At 62.8% G+C, this 16,279-nt stretch carries 18 protein-coding genes and 1 tRNA gene; 12 read left to right on the top strand and 7 right to left on the bottom strand.

The window, feature by feature from the left end; genetic code table 11:
• Nucleotides 1-169 precede the first annotated feature (169 nt).
• The 3 genes from NKG60_RS09895 to glpK all read left to right on the top strand — a co-directional run bounded on the left by NKG60_RS09895 (nt 170) and on the right by glpK (nt 3,881).
• Nucleotides 170-436, top strand: a complete 267-nt coding sequence (locus NKG60_RS09895; RefSeq protein WP_031193610.1) for a DUF2160 domain-containing protein — start codon at nt 170-172, stop codon at nt 434-436.
• Between the two features lie 78 nt (nt 437-514).
• Nucleotides 515-2,242, top strand: coding sequence for an ABC transporter substrate-binding protein (locus tag NKG60_RS09890; RefSeq protein ID WP_352471681.1), 1,728 nt, complete (start codon nt 515-517; stop codon nt 2,240-2,242).
• 145 nt (nt 2,243-2,387) lie between these two features.
• Nucleotides 2,388-3,881 carry a glycerol kinase GlpK gene (gene glpK / locus NKG60_RS09885; protein ID WP_352666559.1) on the top strand — a complete coding sequence of 498 codons (1,494 nt, stop codon included), beginning with the start codon at nt 2,388-2,390 and terminating at the stop codon, nt 3,879-3,881.
• A gap of 78 nt (nt 3,882-3,959) precedes the next feature.
• On the opposite strand, the gene NKG60_RS09880 is transcribed toward glpK, so the two are convergent.
• Nucleotides 3,960-4,433 (bottom strand): BA14K family protein, encoded by a 474-nt coding sequence (locus NKG60_RS09880; protein ID WP_352666561.1) that lies wholly within the window; start codon nt 4,431-4,433, stop codon nt 3,960-3,962.
• Between the two features lie 308 nt (nt 4,434-4,741).
• Between NKG60_RS09880 and NKG60_RS09875 the strand changes: the two genes are divergently transcribed.
• Nucleotides 4,742-4,817: transfer RNA gene (locus NKG60_RS09875), tRNA-Lys, on the top strand.
• Between the two features lie 75 nt (nt 4,818-4,892).
• On the opposite strand, the gene NKG60_RS09870 is transcribed toward NKG60_RS09875, so the two are convergent.
• The 5 genes from NKG60_RS09870 to NKG60_RS09850 form a co-directional block, all read right to left on the bottom strand.
• Nucleotides 4,893-5,195 (bottom strand): hypothetical protein, encoded by a 303-nt coding sequence (locus tag NKG60_RS09870; RefSeq protein ID WP_352666562.1) that lies wholly within the window; start codon nt 5,193-5,195, stop codon nt 4,893-4,895.
• Between the two features lie 138 nt (nt 5,196-5,333).
• A complete protein-coding gene (dprA, locus tag NKG60_RS09865; RefSeq protein ID WP_352864977.1) occupies nt 5,334-6,458 on the bottom strand; it encodes a DNA-processing protein DprA in 1,125 nt (374 codons plus the stop codon).
• Entirely contained in the window at nt 6,455-7,042 is a 588-nt protein-coding gene (plsY, locus tag NKG60_RS09860; protein ID WP_352666564.1) for a glycerol-3-phosphate 1-O-acyltransferase PlsY, read from the bottom strand. Before plsY ends, dprA begins: the two co-directional genes overlap by 4 nt.
• Nucleotides 7,043-7,100: 58 nt before the next feature.
• Nucleotides 7,101-8,387 carry a dihydroorotase gene (locus tag NKG60_RS09855; protein WP_352666566.1) on the bottom strand — a complete coding sequence of 429 codons (1,287 nt, stop codon included), beginning with the start codon at nt 8,385-8,387 and terminating at the stop codon, nt 7,101-7,103.
• A complete protein-coding gene (locus tag NKG60_RS09850; protein ID WP_352666568.1) occupies nt 8,387-9,349 on the bottom strand; it encodes an aspartate carbamoyltransferase catalytic subunit in 963 nt (320 codons plus the stop codon). The genes NKG60_RS09855 and NKG60_RS09850 overlap by 1 nt, the downstream gene beginning before the upstream one ends.
• A 155-nt stretch (nt 9,350-9,504) precedes the next feature.
• Between NKG60_RS09850 and NKG60_RS09845 the strand changes: the two genes are divergently transcribed.
• The 3 genes from NKG60_RS09845 (at nt 9,505) to NKG60_RS09835 (ending at nt 12,158) form a co-directional block, all read left to right on the top strand.
• On the top strand, nt 9,505-11,133 hold the full coding sequence (locus NKG60_RS09845; protein ID WP_352666570.1) for a DNA alkylation response protein: 1,629 nt from the start codon (nt 9,505-9,507) through the stop codon (nt 11,131-11,133).
• Between the two features lie 159 nt (nt 11,134-11,292).
• On the top strand, nt 11,293-11,847 hold the full coding sequence (locus tag NKG60_RS09840; RefSeq protein WP_352666571.1) for a hypothetical protein: 555 nt from the start codon (nt 11,293-11,295) through the stop codon (nt 11,845-11,847).
• Nucleotides 11,847-12,158 carry a DUF6105 family protein gene (locus tag NKG60_RS09835; protein ID WP_352974890.1) on the top strand — a complete coding sequence of 104 codons (312 nt, stop codon included), beginning with the start codon at nt 11,847-11,849 and terminating at the stop codon, nt 12,156-12,158. The genes NKG60_RS09840 and NKG60_RS09835 overlap by 1 nt, the downstream gene beginning before the upstream one ends.
• Here the strand turns inward: NKG60_RS09835 and ruvX are convergent.
• Nucleotides 12,125-12,610 carry a Holliday junction resolvase RuvX gene (gene ruvX, locus NKG60_RS09830; RefSeq protein WP_352624902.1) on the bottom strand — a complete coding sequence of 162 codons (486 nt, stop codon included), beginning with the start codon at nt 12,608-12,610 and terminating at the stop codon, nt 12,125-12,127. The two genes, NKG60_RS09835 and ruvX, sit on opposite strands and share 34 nt — an antisense overlap.
• A 116-nt stretch (nt 12,611-12,726) precedes the next feature.
• Here ruvX and NKG60_RS09825 point away from each other — a divergent pair, with 116 nt between their 5' ends.
• The 5 genes from NKG60_RS09825 to NKG60_RS09805 all read left to right on the top strand — a co-directional run bounded on the left by NKG60_RS09825 (nt 12,727) and on the right by NKG60_RS09805 (nt 16,270).
• Nucleotides 12,727-13,434: a metal-dependent hydrolase gene (locus NKG60_RS09825; protein WP_352666573.1), complete on the top strand. Its 708-nt coding sequence runs from the start codon at nt 12,727-12,729 to the stop codon at nt 13,432-13,434.
• Nucleotides 13,435-13,458: 24 nt separating this feature from the next.
• Complete coding sequence (locus NKG60_RS09820) at nt 13,459-13,875, top strand: hypothetical protein (RefSeq protein WP_352666575.1); 417 nt, start codon at nt 13,459-13,461, stop codon at nt 13,873-13,875.
• Nucleotides 13,876-13,951: 76 nt separating this feature from the next.
• A complete protein-coding gene (gene gatC / locus NKG60_RS09815; RefSeq protein WP_352666613.1) occupies nt 13,952-14,239 on the top strand; it encodes an Asp-tRNA(Asn)/Glu-tRNA(Gln) amidotransferase subunit GatC in 288 nt (95 codons plus the stop codon).
• A 7-nt stretch (nt 14,240-14,246) separates the two neighbouring features.
• On the top strand, nt 14,247-14,705 hold the full coding sequence (locus NKG60_RS09810; protein WP_352666576.1) for a GNAT family N-acetyltransferase: 459 nt from the start codon (nt 14,247-14,249) through the stop codon (nt 14,703-14,705).
• Nucleotides 14,705-16,270, top strand: coding sequence for an amidase (locus tag NKG60_RS09805; RefSeq protein WP_352666578.1), 1,566 nt, complete (start codon nt 14,705-14,707; stop codon nt 16,268-16,270). Before NKG60_RS09810 ends, NKG60_RS09805 begins: the two co-directional genes overlap by 1 nt.
• Nucleotides 16,271-16,279 lie beyond the last annotated feature (9 nt).

Here is a 16,279-nt window from a genome sequence, read left to right as displayed (position 1 = left end):
GCAGGTCGACAGAAGCCCATGGTGGTGGGCCGTGCTGTTTCTCGCCCTGGTCGTCGTGGCCTGGGTGGCACTTCAAATCGATTTCGTGGCAATAACGGTAGGCTTCAGCGATCCGGCCAATATCCGCCTGTGGGGATTTAACCTCTCGTCCAATCTCGATTTTTCGTGGATGGCCTGGACGTGGCCGACCGCGGCCTTCTTTGGAACCATCTTTCTGCTGCTTTGCGGCATGGCGGTGTGGGAATACGTCTCGCCGGGCGGCAATCCGCGCGTCGGCGTGCTGCGCTTCGAAACGACACGCGGCGACCGCCTGTTCCTGTCGCTGCTTGGCAGCGCCTTTATCCATCTCGCTTGGCTGGGTCTAGTCGGACCCAATCTGTGGTGGGCTCTCGCTCTCTCCGTGGTCTACGCCGTCGGCGTGTTCCGCTACGTATAGAGGGGGAAACTGTTGGAACGGCGGCGTGCCGGCCGCCGATCCAGATCGCACTTTGAACTTTAACAGTGGAGGAAATACATGCGACGGCAATTCTTGACATCAACAACTGCGCTTGTCCTGTTGCTCGGGGCAAGCAATGCCTATGCCGGAATGGACGAGGCCAAGGCCTTCCTCGATAAGGAAATCGGGCCCCTTTCGACGCTTTCGCGCGCCGACCAGGAAGCCGAGATGCAATGGTTCATCGATGCCGCGAAACCTTTCGCCGGCATGGATATCAAGGTGGTTTCCGAAACCATCGCCACGCATCAGTATGAATCGCAGGTGCTCGCGCCGGCCTTTACGGCCATCACCGGCATCAAGGTTACGCATGACGTCATCCAGGAAGGCGACGTCGTCGAGAAGATCCAGACCCAGATGCAGACCGGCCAGAACCTCTATGACGGCTGGGTCAACGATTCGGATCTGATCGGCACGCACTGGCGCTACCAGCAGGTGCGCAACCTGACCGACTGGATGGCAGGCGACGGCAAGGATGTCACCAACCCGAATCTCGACCTGAAGGATTTCATCGGCACCTCGTTCACCACCGCGCCCGACAAGAAACTCTACCAGCTTCCCGACCAGCAGTTCGCGAATCTCTACTGGTTCCGTTACGACTGGTTCAACGACGAGAAGAACAAGGCGGACTTCAAGGCCAAATACGGCTACGACCTCGGCGTGCCGGTCAATTGGTCGGCCTATGAGGACATCGCCGAGTTCTTCACCGGCCGCGAGATCGATGGCAAGAAGGTCTACGGCCATATGGATTATGGCAAGAAGGACCCGTCGCTCGGCTGGCGGTTCACCGACGCCTGGCTGTCGATGGCCGGCAATGGCGACAAGGGCATTCCAAACGGTCTGCCCGTCGACGAATGGGGCATCAAGGTCGATGAGAATTCGCGTCCGGTCGGTTCCTGCACGGCGCGCGGCGGCGACACCAATGGTCCGGCTTCCGTCTACGCCATCCAGAAGTACCTCGATTGGCTGAAGGCCTATGCACCGGCGGAAGCCCAGGGCATGACCTTCTCCGAGTCAGGGCCGGTGCCGGCGCAAGGCGCGGTTGCCCAGCAGATCTTCTGGTATACCGCCTTCACCGCCAGCATGGTCGACGCCAGCGCCAAGGCGGTGCTGAACGACGACGGCACGCCGAAGTGGCGCATGGCGCCGTCGCCGCATGGCGTCTACTGGAAGGACGGCATGAAGCTCGGCTATCAGGACGTCGGTTCCTGGACGCTGATGAAGTCGACGCCGACCGACCGCGCCAAGGCCGCTTGGCTGTACGCGCAGTTCGTCACCTCGAAGACGGTCGACGTGAAGAAGAGCCATGTCGGCCTGACCTTCATCCGCGAGAGCACGATCCACGACAAGAGCTTCACCGAACGTGCGCCAAAGCTCGGCGGCTTGATCGAGTTCTACCGCTCGCCGGCGCGCGTCCAGTGGTCGCCGACCGGCACCAACGTGCCGGACTATCCGAAGCTGGCACAGCTCTGGTGGCAGGCGATCGGCGATGCTTCGTCGGGTGCCAAGAGCGCGCAGGAAGCAATGGACTCGCTCTGCGCCGAGCAGGAAAAGGTGATGAGCCGCATCGAGAAGTCGGGCGTCCAGGGCGATATCGGCCCGAAGATGGCCGAAGAGCATGACCTCGCCTATTGGAACGCCGACGCGGTCAAGAAGGGCAATCTCGCTCCTCAGCTCAAGATCGAGAACGAGAAGGAAAAGCCGGTCACCATCAACTACGACGAGCTGGTGAAGAGCTGGCAGCAATAGGACCGTTTGATGCGGGCGTTCGCGCCCGCATCGCCATACTCAGGGGAGGCGGCATGTTGCCGTCTCCCCTGTTTGCGTGAACGGCTCCGCGCCATCTGGCGTCGAGACACCGTTGCACCTTGAATTCGCTTCGACGGGAGAGAGAATGACCGGATATATCCTTGCAATCGACCAGGGGACGACATCGAGCCGGGCGATCCTGTTCGACGACAAGATGAAGGTCGTCGGCAGCGGGCAAAAGGAATTCACCCAATATTATCCGGCCTCCGGCTGGGTCGAGCACGATCCCGAAGAGATATGGGCAAGTGTCGTGGAAACGGTGAAGGCCGCACTGAAGACAGCCGGCCGCAACGCGGCGGAAGTCGCCGCGATCGGCATCACCAACCAGCGCGAAACCGTCGTCATCTGGGACAAGGAGACCGGCAAGCCGATCCACAACGCGATTGTCTGGCAGGACCGCCGCACCGCGCCGCTATGCCAGAAACTGAAGCAGCTGGGGCTGGAGAAGAAGTTCACGAAAAAGACCGGCCTGCTGCTCGATCCCTATTTCTCCGGCACCAAGATCGCCTGGATGCTGGACAAGGTGAAGGGCGCCAGAAAACGCGCCGAGAAGTGCGAACTGCTGGCTGGCACCATCGACAGTTTCCTGATTTGGCGCCTGACTGGCGGCAAGGTCCACGCCACTGACGCCACCAATGCCTCGCGCACACTGGTCTACAACATCGAACAAAACGCCTGGGATGACGAGCTGCTGGCCATACTCGGCATACCTGCAAGAATGCTGCCGCAGGTGAAAGATTGTGCCGATGATTTTGGAATCACAGACAAAAGCCTGTTTGGTGCAGAGATCAGAATCCTCGGTGTGGCCGGCGACCAGCATGCGGCGGCGATCGGCCAGGCCTGTTTCGAGCCAGGCATGATGAAATCTACCTACGGCACCGGTTGCTTCGCACTGCTCAACACCGGCAGCGATCTAGTGCGTTCGAAGAACCGGCTTTTGACCACCATCGCCTACAGGCTGAACGGCAAGACCACCTATGCACTGGAGGGCTCGATCTTTATCGCCGGCGCCGCCGTGCAGTGGCTGCGGGACGGCATCAAGGTGATCGGCAAGGCCGAGCAGAGCGGCAAATTGGCGGCGGACGCCGATCCGACGCAGAACGTCTATCTGGTGCCGGCTTTCGTCGGGCTCGGCGCACCGCACTGGGATGCCGAGGCGCGCGGCGCCATCTTCGGGCTGACCCGCAATTCGGGGCCGGCGGAATTTGCCCGCGCGGCACTGGAATCCGTTGCGTTCCAAACGCGCGATCTGCTTGACGCCATGCGGAAGGACTGGAAGGGCGCCTCGGTCAAGACCGTGCTCAGGGTCGATGGCGGCATGGTGGCGTCGGACTGGACCATGCAGCGGCTGGCCGACATTCTCGATGCGCCTGTCGACCGGCCGACAATTCTCGAGACGACCGCGCTTGGTGCGGCATGGCTGGCCGGCTCGAAGGCCGGTGTCTGGCCGAAGGCGCGGGAATTCGCCAGGAGTTGGGTGCTCGAGCGCCGGTTCAAGCCGGACATGGATGCTTCGACACGTGCCGCCAAGCTGGCCGGTTGGCGCCACGCTGTGCGCAGGACGCTAAGCGTGCAATAAGCAGGAATGGCACCGGCTTCGCACTCATGAAAAACCCGCGCCGTTTCGGGCGCGGGCTTGTAGCCTCTAATCAAACACTCAGTAAGGCGACCGGCACTGCCGACGCGGACCGTAGTTGGGCTGATACGTATTGTCGGAGGCACGATAGCTTCGATAATGGTCGTAGCACCACTGCACGTGTGCATCGCCACGATAGACACGATTCTGGTTGACAATCGCGCCGGTGATCAGCGCTCCGGTAGCAAACGCGGCCAGCGGGAACCAGAAGTCGCCGTGGCGGCGGTAGCCCGGACGGTAGTAGCGATAGCCGCGATGGCCACGCCAGTACATGCCGTCGTCACGCGAAAAATTGCGGCGGAAATCGCGACGCGAGAAATCGCGATTGAAATTCCGGTGCCTCCGCCACGGCTCGTACTGGATAGTCTGGACATTCGAGGTGAGCCCCTGGGCAGGGGGCGCATAGCTGGGCTGAGCGTTGACTGGCACGATCTCCGCGGCAGCGAATGAGATCGAAAGGGTGGTCGCCAGCAGGCCCGACATGATCCTATTCATGATCTTCTCCTTGAAACGCGTGTCCCTTGTCGCGGAAAAACGGGCAGGCTGCGCAAATTGTTCCGCCAAAAATCCCAAGTTGCTGATCTGTAAAGGTTCTCCCGATTGGTTGCTTGCGCTTGTCCCGCAAAGCACGAGCTTCGGCCTTGCGCCAGAGGGAGGCAGTTCCGTCAATGCCTAAGCGGACCGCACGGCATGATGACACAGCAGGAAAGTCCGGTTTGGGAGCCGTCTTTTTCCGGTTGACCGGCAGAGGCACTCTCCCTATGTTCCGCGCAATTTCGAGGGCGGCCTTTCTGAGCCCGCGGGAGCGCGTAGCTCAGCCGGTAGAGCAACTGACTTTTAATCAGTAGGTCATGGGTTCGAATCCCATCGCGCTCACCAATCCAGATTGTGTACGGCCCGGAGACATGGGTAACAGTTTGTACTTAAACCTCGTGCCGAACGCATGCGGTGGCCTTAGCCGCCCGCGCCATCGTCCATCATCGTGCCGGTGAGCGCCTCATAAGCTCTGCTGCATAGCTGTGAATGCGGACAATCCTTCACGATAAGCACTGGCACCACGGTAAGAACCGCTGCGGCAAGGATTTGTAGGCAAAGACCGACGGCGCTTACCTTCCTGCCGAACACACCGGCCAGGAAAAAGTAGAGACCCTGGGCCATGCAGGCTGCCGCCAGAATGCCCAGAAGCGTGCTGGTCGCTCTTGCGAAGGGCGTTATGTAGCCGTCGGGAAACCCAGCATGCCGAGATCCATCGACCATTGCAGCGCCAGCATGAGGCTCAGCGCTGACCAGACAAGGGTCGTCGTACGAGCGAACAGCGTCTGCTTTGGTTTGTTGCTCGGATCGGCCATCGGGATCACGTCGGAATTGCTTGCCGGGGCATGCGCAAGCTCTCGGTCAGATCAGCGAGACGTTGCCGCCGGCATGGCGTTCGAGCCGGCCGGCTAGGTCGAGCTCCAGCAGCACCATGAACACTTGGGCGGGATGCAGGCCGGTGTGGCGGATGATCTCGTCCACTGCTACCGGCGTCGGGCCGAGCGCCTCAACGACGCGGTCGCGGTCGTCCTCGCGCGGCGGCGGTGTTGCCGAAAAGTCGGGCGGCTCTTCAAGCGGCGATGTCCTTGGCGCCCAGTCGCCGACCAGCGGCGCGATCGCACTGGTGACATCGGCGGCCTCGGTCACAAGGGTGGCGCCATCCTTGAGCAGGCCATTGGTGCCGGCGGCGCGCGGATCGAGCGGCGAACCGGGAACGGCGAAGACCAGGCGGCCCATCTCGCCCGCCAGCCGGGCGCTGATCAGCGAGCCGGAGCGCTGTGCGGCCTCGACCACCACCAATCCCAATGCAGCGCCGGCGACGAGCCGGTTGCGGCGCGGAAAATCCTGTGCGCGCGGCTGCCAGCCAAACGGCATTTCGGAGATGATGGCGCCACCGCGCTCGGCGATCTCGTCGCACAGGCCGGCATTTTCGGGCGGGTAGGGCAAATCGAGGCCGCCGGCGAGCACGCCGATCGTGCCGGTCGAAAGGCTGCCCTGGTGCGCGGCCGTATCGATGCCGCGCGCCAAACCGGAGACGATGCCATAGCCGTCACGGCCAAGGTCCGTCGCCAGCATCCGCGCCATCTTGATGCCGGCCAGCGATGCGTTGCGCGCGCCGACGATGGCGACCGCTGGCAAGCGGAACACCGCGCTATTGCCCTTGACCGCAAGCAGCGGCGGCGGATGATCCATGCTTTTCATCAGCGGCGGATAATCCGCCTCGCCGATGCCGACGAAACGGGCGCCGGCCCGCCGGGCCGTCTCCAGCTCGGCCTCGGCCTCCGCAATGGACGGGATGCGGACGACTTTTTTGGCGCCACCCGAAATCATCAGCTCGGGCAGCATCGATAACGCTGCTTCGGCCGAACCGAACCGGTTGATCAGGTCGCGAAAGGAAGCCGGGCCGACATTCGGCGTGCGGATCAGACGAAGCCAGCTCAGCCGCTGCCGGTCGCTGAGGCGCGGCCCGGCGTCGGGCTCGCTCACTCCTTGGCCCCGATCTTACCCTCGGTGCCGGCAAGCAGCCGCGCAATGTTGGCGCGGTGCTTTACGATGACGATGAGGCTCATCGCCGCAAAAAGCCCGGCAATCTGCTGCGTGCTCAGGAAATACAGGGCTACGGGCACGACGACCGCTGCCGTCAGTGCCGCAAGCGAGGAGAAGCGGAACAGGATGGCCACCGCCAGCCAGACGACGGCGAAGATCAGCGCCACCTGCCAGGCAAGGCCGATAAGCACGCCAAGGTAAGTGGCGACGCCCTTGCCGCCCTTGAAGCCGAGCCAGACCGGAAAGAGATGACCTAAAAACGCGCCGAACCCGGCCCAAAGTCCGAGTTCGGGCGCAAAGCGGCCTGCGATCAACACCGCCGCGGTGCCCTTCAGCGCATCGAGCAGAAGTGTGGCCGCGGCCAAGCTCTTGTTGCCGGTGCGCAGCACGTTGGTGGCGCCGATGTTGCCGGAGCCTATGTTGCGCACGTCGCCGAGGCCGGCGGCACGGGTGATCAGCAGGCCAAACGGGATCGAGCCGAGAAGATAGCCGAACACCAATGCCAAGACGGGACTGTAAGCCATTGTTCCCCCGAACTTTCCTTGGCTAAGCGGATTCTAAGGCGTGACGCCTGTTTTCGTCCTACGCCGAAAACACTGTGCGGCCCGCCACCATCGTTTGCAAGACCTTGCCTTGCAGTCGCGCGCCTTCGAAACAGGTGTTTTTCGAGCGTGAGCGGATGCCGCTCTCGCTGACGACCCATGGTTCGTCCAGATCGATGAGCGCAAGGTCGGCCAATGCCCCCGGTTTCAGCGTGCCGCCGGGCAGTCCGAACAATCTTGCCGGCGCGGTCGACAGTGTCTCGACCAGCCGGAGCAGCGTCACGTCGCCATTGTGATACAGCCGCAGCGCTGCGCCCAATAATGTTTCCAGCCCGATGGCGCCGGCCGCGGCATCGGCAAAGGGCAGGCGCTTGGTGTCGACGTCCTGCGGGTCGTGCGAGGAGACGATGAGGTCGATGGTGCCGTCCTTGACCGCCTCGATCATCGCCAGCCGGTCTTCCTCGGCGCGCAGCGGCGGCGTCAGCCGGAAGAAGGTGCGGTACTCGCCGACATCGTTCTCGTTGAGTGACAAATTGTGGATCGACACGCCTGATGTGACATTGGCGCCATCGGCTTTCGCGCGCGCTACCGCGCTTGCCGCCATAGCCGTCGAGATCTTGGCAGCGTGATAGGCGCCGCCGGTCAGCCGAGCCAATGCGAGATCGCGCTCCAGGGGGATCGATTCGGCTTCGCGCGGAATGCCGGCAAGGCCAAGCCAGCTTGCGTAAAGGCCTTCGTTCATGACGCCGGCCGAAGCGAGGTCGGCGTCCTGGGTTTCATGCGCGATGACGCCGCCGAAATCGCGCGCATAGGTCAGCGCGCGGCGCATCACCAGCGCGCTGGCAATAGAATGGCGGCCGTCGGTGAAGGCGACCGCTCCAGCCTCGCGCAGCAGGCCGAATTCGGTCATCTCGCGGCCTTCCAGCCCCTTGGTGATCGCTGCCGCCGGAAAGATGTTGACGATTGCGGTGTCCTTGGCGGTGCGCAGCACGAACTCGACCAATGCGACATTGTCGATCACCGGGTCGGTATCGGGCATCATAACGACTGAGGTGACGCCGCCGGCCGCCGCAGCGATGCTCGCGGAAGCAATGGTTTCGCGGTGTTCGCCGCCCGGTTCGCCGATGAAGACACGCGCATCGATCAGGCCGGGAATGATAGTCTTGCCGGCGCAGTCGATGATGGCGGCGCCTTCGGGCGTGCCCTGGTTCAAGGCCGCCTTGCCGGCCGCAACGATTTTGCGGCCTTCGACTATGACGGTGCCGACCTCATCGATGCCGCGCGACGGGTCGACGATGCGGGCGCGGCTGAAGACCGTTATGCTCATCAGCCGCGGCCCTCGTGGTTTCGACGGGGGTCGAGCAGCGCTTCCATCACCGCCATGCGCACGGCGACGCCCATCTCAACCTGTTCCTGGATGACGCTTTGCGGGCCGTCGGCGATCTCCGAGGCGATCTCGACGCCGCGGTTCATCGGCCCGGGATGCATGACCAGCGCGCCGTCCTTGGCTGCTTTCAGCTTCTCGGCGTCGAGGCCGAAATAGCGGAAATATTCGCGCACCGACGGTACGAAAGCGCCTTCCATGCGTTCGCGCTGCAGGCGCAGCATCATCACCACGTCGGCGTCCTTCAGACCCTCGGCCATCGAGCGGGTGACGATGACGCCCATCTTCTCGATGCCGGCGGGCAAAAGCGTCGAAGGGGCGACGACCCTGACCTGGGCACCAAGCGCGTTGAGCAGAATGATGTTGGAGCGGGCCACGCGCGAATGCAGGATGTCGCCGCAGATCGCCACGATCAGCTTCGACAGCGGACCCTTGGCGCGGCGGATGGTCAGTGCGTCGAGCAGCGCCTGGGTGGGGTGCTCATGGGCGCCGTCGCCGGCGTTGACCACCGAACAGCCGACCTTCTGGGCAAGAAGTGCTGCCGCGCCGGCCGATTGATGGCGGATGATCAATATGTCGGGGCGCATGGCGTTCAGCGTCATTGCGGTATCGATCAGCGTCTCGCCCTTCTTCACCGAAGAGCTCGCCACCGACATGTTCATGACGTCGGCGCCGAGCCGTTTGCCGGCCAGCTCGAATGACGATTGCGTACGCGTCGAGGCTTCGTAGAAGAGATTGATCTGGGTGCGGCCGCGCAGCGTCGATGTCTTCTTGTCCGATTGCCGCGAGATGGCAACGGCCCGGTCCGCCCGGTCGAGCAGAAGCTCGATGTCGGCGGGGGAAAGATCGCGGATGCCCAGAAGATGGCGGTGGGGATAAAGCGGCAGGGACGATGCGTCGGTCATCTCAAGTCGCTGCTATAGGGGGGAGGCTCCGCGGCTGCAAGCACCGGCTTTGGAATGGATTGGTTCTCCCCGGTATTTTCGTCGCGCGCCGCTGGCCATAGGCTATAAACCGCCTTGGCTTTGGATTCGCAGCCTTCAGGTGATAAGGACGAAGCGTGACTGACGACGTGACCAACCAGCCGCCGCCGCTGGCCGGCGGCAACGCCTGGCGGGGCGATCCGTTGCTGATCCAGCTTGCCGAGCGCTTTTCCGATCCGGTGCGCAAGGACCTCGACGGGCTTGGCCGTTTCGTTCTGACCCATGAGGCGCAGGAACTGGCCCGTCTTGCCAATGTCGAGACGCCGAAGCTCAGGACCCACGACCGCCAGGGCCGGCGCATCGACCAGGTCGAGTTCCATCCCGCCTATCACGCGCTCATGCGCCGCTCTGTTGCCAACGGGCTGCATTCGTCGGTCTGGGAGAATGGCGACGCCGAGATCGGCCGACGCCACCAGGTGCGCGCTGCACGCTTTTACCTCACGGCTGAGCTCGAGACCGGACATCTCTGCCCGATCACCATGACCAGCGCTTCGCTGGCAGCGCTGATGGCCAGCCCGAAGCTGTTTCGCGAGTGGGCGCCTCGGGTGACGACGCGCAAATACGATCAAAGCCAAAAGCCTCCGGTCGAAAAAGCCGGGCTGACACTCGGCATGGGCATGACCGAGAAGCAAGGCGGCACCGATGTCCGTGCCAACGTCACCAGGGCCGAGCGCGCCGGCAGCGGGTTTTATCGCCTGACCGGCCACAAATGGTTCATGTCGGCGCCGATGTCGGATGCCTTCCTGGTGCTCGGACAGGTGCCGGAGGGACTGTCATGCTTTCTCGTGCCCCGCTTGCTCGGCGACGGATCTGGCAACGGCTTCCGTTTTCAACGGCTGAAGGACAAGCTCGGCAATCGATCCAACGCCTCGTCGGAGGTGGAATTCGTCAATGCCATCGGCGAGATGGTCGGCGAGCCCGGCGCCGGCGTGAAGACGATCATGGACATGGTAACCCTGACGCGGCTCGACTGTGCCGTCGCCTCGTCGGCGATCATGCGGGCCGGACTGGCCGAGGCCGTCCACCACACGCGCAACCGCAAGGTGTTTGGAACCAATCTGATCGAGCAGCCGCTGATGCAGCGTGTGCTGGCCGATATGGCGCTCGACGTTGCCGCCGCTACCGCGCTGTCGTTCCGGCTGGCGCGCTCCTTCGACGAGGCGGCCGGCGACCGCGGCGAGGCGGCCTTCGCCCGCGCCATGACGCCGGTGGTCAAATACTGGGTCTGCAAGATTGCGCCGCCGCTGCTCTATGAAGCGATGGAGTGCCTCGGCGGCAATGGCTATGTCGAGGAGGGACCGCTCGCCCGCTACTATCGCGAAGCTCCGGTCAACGCGATCTGGGAAGGTTCAGGCAATGTCATGGCGCTCGACGTGTTGCGCGTGCTCGGCCGCGCGCCAGGCCTGTTCGACGACGTGCTGGCCGGCATCGACCGCGATCTCGGCGCCGGCGGACGCGGCACCGTCGGCGTGCTCAAGGCGGCAATGCAGGTCGCAGCAACCGACGAGGGCTCGGCGCGGCTCTTGACCGAGCAATTGGCATTGTCGGCGGCGGCGGCAGAGCTTCGCAGGCTGGGGGCAGGGCGGATCGCCGACGCCTTCGTCGAAACGCGCCTCGCCGGCCAGTGGCGCAATACCTATGGCATGATCGATTCGCGCCATGATGCGCGCATGATCATCGATACGCTCTACCCGCCGATCAACTAAGGGCCGTCGCCCTATTCGCTGCCGCTCTCGCGACCCTGTGGATGGCCGTTAACCTTAACGAATGGTTTCCATTGCGGCGGCCGGTGGCAAAGCCCACTGTTATGGTTAAGGCAAGGATTGTTCAGCTTGAGCGGCTTTGCCCTGCGAAGCAGGAGCGTCATGCGGCATATTCTGAGCTCTTTTCTGGCATTGCATTGGGCGGCCGTTTTCGCCCTGCTGGCGTTCATCTGCATCGACGGGAATCGAGGCGTGGCGACGGCCCTTGGCGTGCTGGGCGTTCCAGTCCAGAACACTCGATTTGCCGATCTCGAAAACGCCGTCGTCGTGGCGCCGCTCGCCGTGGCACTGCTTGTCGTCGCGGTGCTGTTCTGCTGGGCCTTTGTTGAAGCACTGACCAGCGACACGACCAACCCGGATCCGGCCGACAGCGTCGTGCGAATCGCCTTCATCTCCGCCTTGGGCGTGCTGTCGCTGATAGTCATCGGCGGCGCCGCGCAAGGCATCAATGGGCTGTTCATGGTTGTCGCGGTGCAATTGGCGGCACTTCTGGCGTCCTATGTCGCGATGCTCGCCGAGCGGCGGTCGGCCGTTGCCGCGGCAGTTCCCGGAACCGGCGAAATCCGAGCGGCCGCGCATGTCATGGCCAAGGCAGCGGCGCATAATTCCTCGCTTGCCCGCATTTCCGGCCGGCTGGATTCGAGGGATGACCGCTGATGCGCACCTTGTTCGCGCTGTGGGCGGCTCCGCTCCTCTTGTTTTGGGGCTGGTTCTTCCTGTCGCTCAACGACATCAATTTCGGCTATGTCATGCTGAGCCGCCAATTGCACGATCTCGTCTTCCAGCTCTATGGACAGATGCTGGGCGTCGATCCGGCGCTTATTCCGGGCATGGTGGCGAAAGCTTGCGTATTCGACGGGCTGCTGCTGATGGCGTTCTGGGCATTTCGCCGCCGCAACGCAATTGGCGGCTGGATCACGGCGATGCGCAACCGCTATTTCGACCAGGCATCGACGCCGAGCGCCTGAAGCCGGTCGAGAACGCCCTGGAGGATGAAGGCGGCCGCCGCTGAATCGATCTTGCCGGCGCGTTTCTTGCGGGAAAAATCCATCTCGATCAGCGTCCGCTCGGCCGCCACCGTCGACAGCCTTTCGTCCCAAAAGACGAACGGCAGATCGGTCAATCCAGCCATGTTGCGGACGAAAGCGCGGGATTTTTGGGCGCGCGGGCCTTCCGAGCCGTCCATGTTGATGGGGAGGCCGATCACCACGGCGCCGGCATTTTCCTTCTGTAGCAGAGCGAGCAGCACTGCGGCATCGAGCGAGAATTTTCTGCGCATGATGACAGGGCGCGGGTGCGCGAAGGACAAGCCGCGGTCGGAAACCGCCACGCCGATCGTCTTGTCGCCGAGGTCGAGACCAGCCAGGGTCTTGCCGCCGCCGAGCCGGGCCGGCAACTCTTCGATGGTGATGATGCCCAACGGCTTTTCCTTTGACCGCGACGCCGCACGTCCTATACGCGCAAAGCGTGCGTGGCGCTTTAATTTCGCCGTCGGCGTTCTATCCTCTACCGAAGCAAAAATCGAGGAAAGCATTGATGAAACTGACCTGGTACGGACATTCGGCATTCCGAATTGAAATCGAAGGCGCGAAAATCCTCATCGACCCCTATCTGGTCGGCAATCCGTCATGGACAGGCGGCTGGGAAGGGCCGGCCGAAGGGGTCACGCACGTGTTGCTCACCCATGGCCACAGCGACCACATCAGCGGCGCCATCGAAGTGCTCAAGAAGACCGGCGCGATGCTGGTCGCCAATTTCGAGATTTGCATGTACCTGGTCGGCAAGGGCGTCGGTGACAAGCAGATCAATCCCGGCAATATCGGCGGTACGGTCGATTGCGGCGGCTTCACCACCACCTTCGTTCAGGCCCTGCACTCATCGTCCTTTTCGGGCGAGGGCGGCCAGAATACCTATCTCGGCAATCCGGGTGGGCTCGTCCTGCACTTCCCCGAGGACCAGACGCTTTATCATATGGGCGACACCGACATTTTTTCCGACATGGCGCTGATCAACGAATTGCATGAACCGAAGATCGGCATCGTGCCGATCGGCGACCGCTTCACCATGGGTGGGGCGGTAGCAGCCCTTGCCTGCCAGCGTTTCTTCAAGTTCGAGACCGTCGTTCCCGCCCACTTCGGCACGTTTCCGATGATCGACCAGACCGCCGACAAATTCGTGGCCGGGCTGGACGGATCGGGCGTGAAAGTGGCGTTGCCGAAGATCGGCGAGACGATTACGCTGTAAAGAAAGCTGATCCGGAACGATACGATGCGCTTGAGAAATTCTCTTTGCATTTCCATGCTGGTTGCCGCGTCGCCGGCGCTGGCGGCGGAGGATTTCATCGAGGGCATCTATCTGCAATCGGAGGACCTCTGCGCGCAGGCCAAAAAGGATACGCTGCAGACGGTGATCGAGGGCGGCAATATCGTGCTGTCGGCAAATGGCCTGGAAAGCATCGAATATAATTGTGAATTCCTGCAAATCACCAAAGCGACACGTTCACCAAGCTGGGCGGTGACCGCCATATGCCAGGAGCCGGGCTACGTCTTTCCGGATGTGCTCTCACTGACACAGATGAGCCCGAAGCAGATCGACCTGGTATCGGTTCGGCCTGCCACCGACGAAGGCGAGCAGAGCGGCAACGGCGGCAGTTATTTCCTCTGCGACGGCGTGGCGATGCCATAGGGCAGTTGTCGGCACGATGCATGTTGCGCGGCACGCGCTACGTCGCTATAGCGCTGGTTTTCCCCGAGGCACGAACATGTCCGTTGATATTAAAACCGTGAAGCGCGTTGCGCATCTTGCCCGCATTGCGGTGAGCGAAGAGGATGCAGAGCGCATGACCGGCGAACTGAACGCTATTTTGGGCTTTGTCGAGCAGTTGAACGAGGTCGATGTTTCCGGCGTCGAGCCGATGACCTCGGTCACGCCGATGGCAATGAAAAAGCGCCAGGACATCGTCACCGACGGCGGCAAGGCAGCCGACATCGTCGCTAATGCACCGGCGACCGAAGAGAATTTCTTCCTTGTGCCGAAGGTCGTGGAGTAGCAGGCCGATGGCAATCGAGATCGCCGCGGAGACGCCGCTGCAGGACGACGTGCGCGGGCTGGTCGAGGAGCTCAATGCCACATTGCTGGAGCTGACGCCGCCGGAGCATTGCTACCATTTGACGGTCGAGCAGATGGCGGACCGCGACACGACCGTCTTCATCGCCCGCGATAACGGTCTTGCCATCGGTTGCGGCGCACTGAAGCGCCACGATGCCACGGTGGGCGAGGTCAAGCGTATGTATACGCGACCTTCGCATCGCGGCCGCAAGATCGGCGCAAAGATTGTCGAGCGTATCGAGGCGGCGGCGCGCCAAGACGGGCTTAAGCGTCTGGTGCTGGAGACGGGGGACCGTCATCCCGCCGCCTGGACCGTCTACGAACGCGCCGGTTTTTCGCGCTGCGGCCCGGTACTGGATTATCCCGATTCCGAGTGGTCGGTGTTTTACGAAAAGAGCCTTGCCTGATGAGCGACCTGACCCAGCTGACGATTTCGCAGGCCCGCGCCAAATTGCGTTCCAGGGAGATCACCGCCACCGAAATCACCGAAGCCTATCTATCGGCGATCGAGCGAGCCAATCCGGCGCTCAATGCCTATGTCGTGGTTACCGACGACAAGGCGCGCGACATGGCCAAGGCCTCCGACGCGAAACTGGCCAAGGGCGAGGGCGGGTCGCTCGAGGGTATCCCGCTCGGCATCAAGGATTTGTTCGGCACCGAAGGTGTCCACACCCAAGCCTGCAGCCATGTGCTGGATGGCTTCAAGCCGCGCTATGAATCGACTATCACCGCCAATCTGTGGGCGGATGGCGCCGTCATGCTCGGCAAGCTCAACATGGACGAGTTCGCGATGGGCTCGTCCAACGAGACCTCGTATTACGGGCCCGTCATCAACCCGTGGCGGCGTTCGCGCCTCGACACGGTGGTGATGCCGACGACACATCAGGGCGAGGGCGGCTTCGTTTCGGCGGGCGGCACCAGGACCGCGCGCACGTTGGACAATGCCCAACTGGTGCCGGGCGGTTCGTCCGGTGGCTCTGCATCAGCGGTCTCGGCCTTCCTGTGCGCAGGCGCCACCGCCACCGACACCGGCGGCTCGATCCGCCAGCCCGCCGCCTTCACTGGCACAGTCGGCATCAAGCCGACCTATGGCCGCTGTTCGCGCTGGGGCATCGTTGCCTTCGCCTCGTCGCTCGACCAGGCCGGGCCGATCGCGCGCGACGTACGCGACGCCGCGATCCTGTTGAAGTCGATGGCTTCGGTCGACCCGAAGGATACGACGTCCGTCGACCTGCCAGTGCCGGACTACGAGGCGGCGATCGGCCGCCCGATCAAAGGCATGAAGGTCGGCATTCCAAAGGAATATCGTGTCGACGACATGCCCGCGGAGATCGAGGCGCTGTGGCAGAAAGGCATTGCCTGGCTGAGGGATGCCGGTGCCGAGATCGTCGATATCTCGCTGCCGCACACGAAATACGCGCTGCCGGCCTATTACATTGTGGCGCCCGCCGAAGCTTCGTCCAACCTCGCCCGTTACGACGGCGTCCGCTATGGCTTGCGGGTGCCCGGCAAGGACATTGTCGACATGTATGAAAAGACCCGCGCCGCCGGCTTCGGGCGCGAGGTCAAGCGCCGCATCATGATCGGCACCTATGTGCTTTCCGCCGGCTACTACGATGCCTACTATCTGCAGGCGCAGAAAGTTCGAACCCTGATCAAGCGTGACTTCGAAAACGTGTTTGCCGCAGGCGTCGACGTCATCCTGACGCCGGCAACGCCGTCCGCCGCCTTCGGCATCGCCGACGAGGACATGGCCGCCGACCCGGTCAAGATGTATCTCAACGACATCTTTACGGTGACGGTGAACATGGCCGGCCTGCCCGGCATAGCGGTTCCGGCCGGGCTCGACGCCAAGGGGCTGCCGCTCGGCCTGCAGCTGATCGGCCGGCCCTTCGACGAGGAAACGCTGTTCCAGACCGCCCATGTCATCGAACAGGCGGCCGGCACATTTCAGCCGGAAAAATGGTGGTAGGATCGTTTC

Source organism: Mesorhizobium sp. M1428 (genome assembly GCF_040317515.1).
Taxonomy (GTDB): Bacteria; Pseudomonadota; Alphaproteobacteria; order Rhizobiales; family Rhizobiaceae; genus Mesorhizobium.
This window is presented reverse-complemented; position numbering and strand designations above follow the sequence as displayed.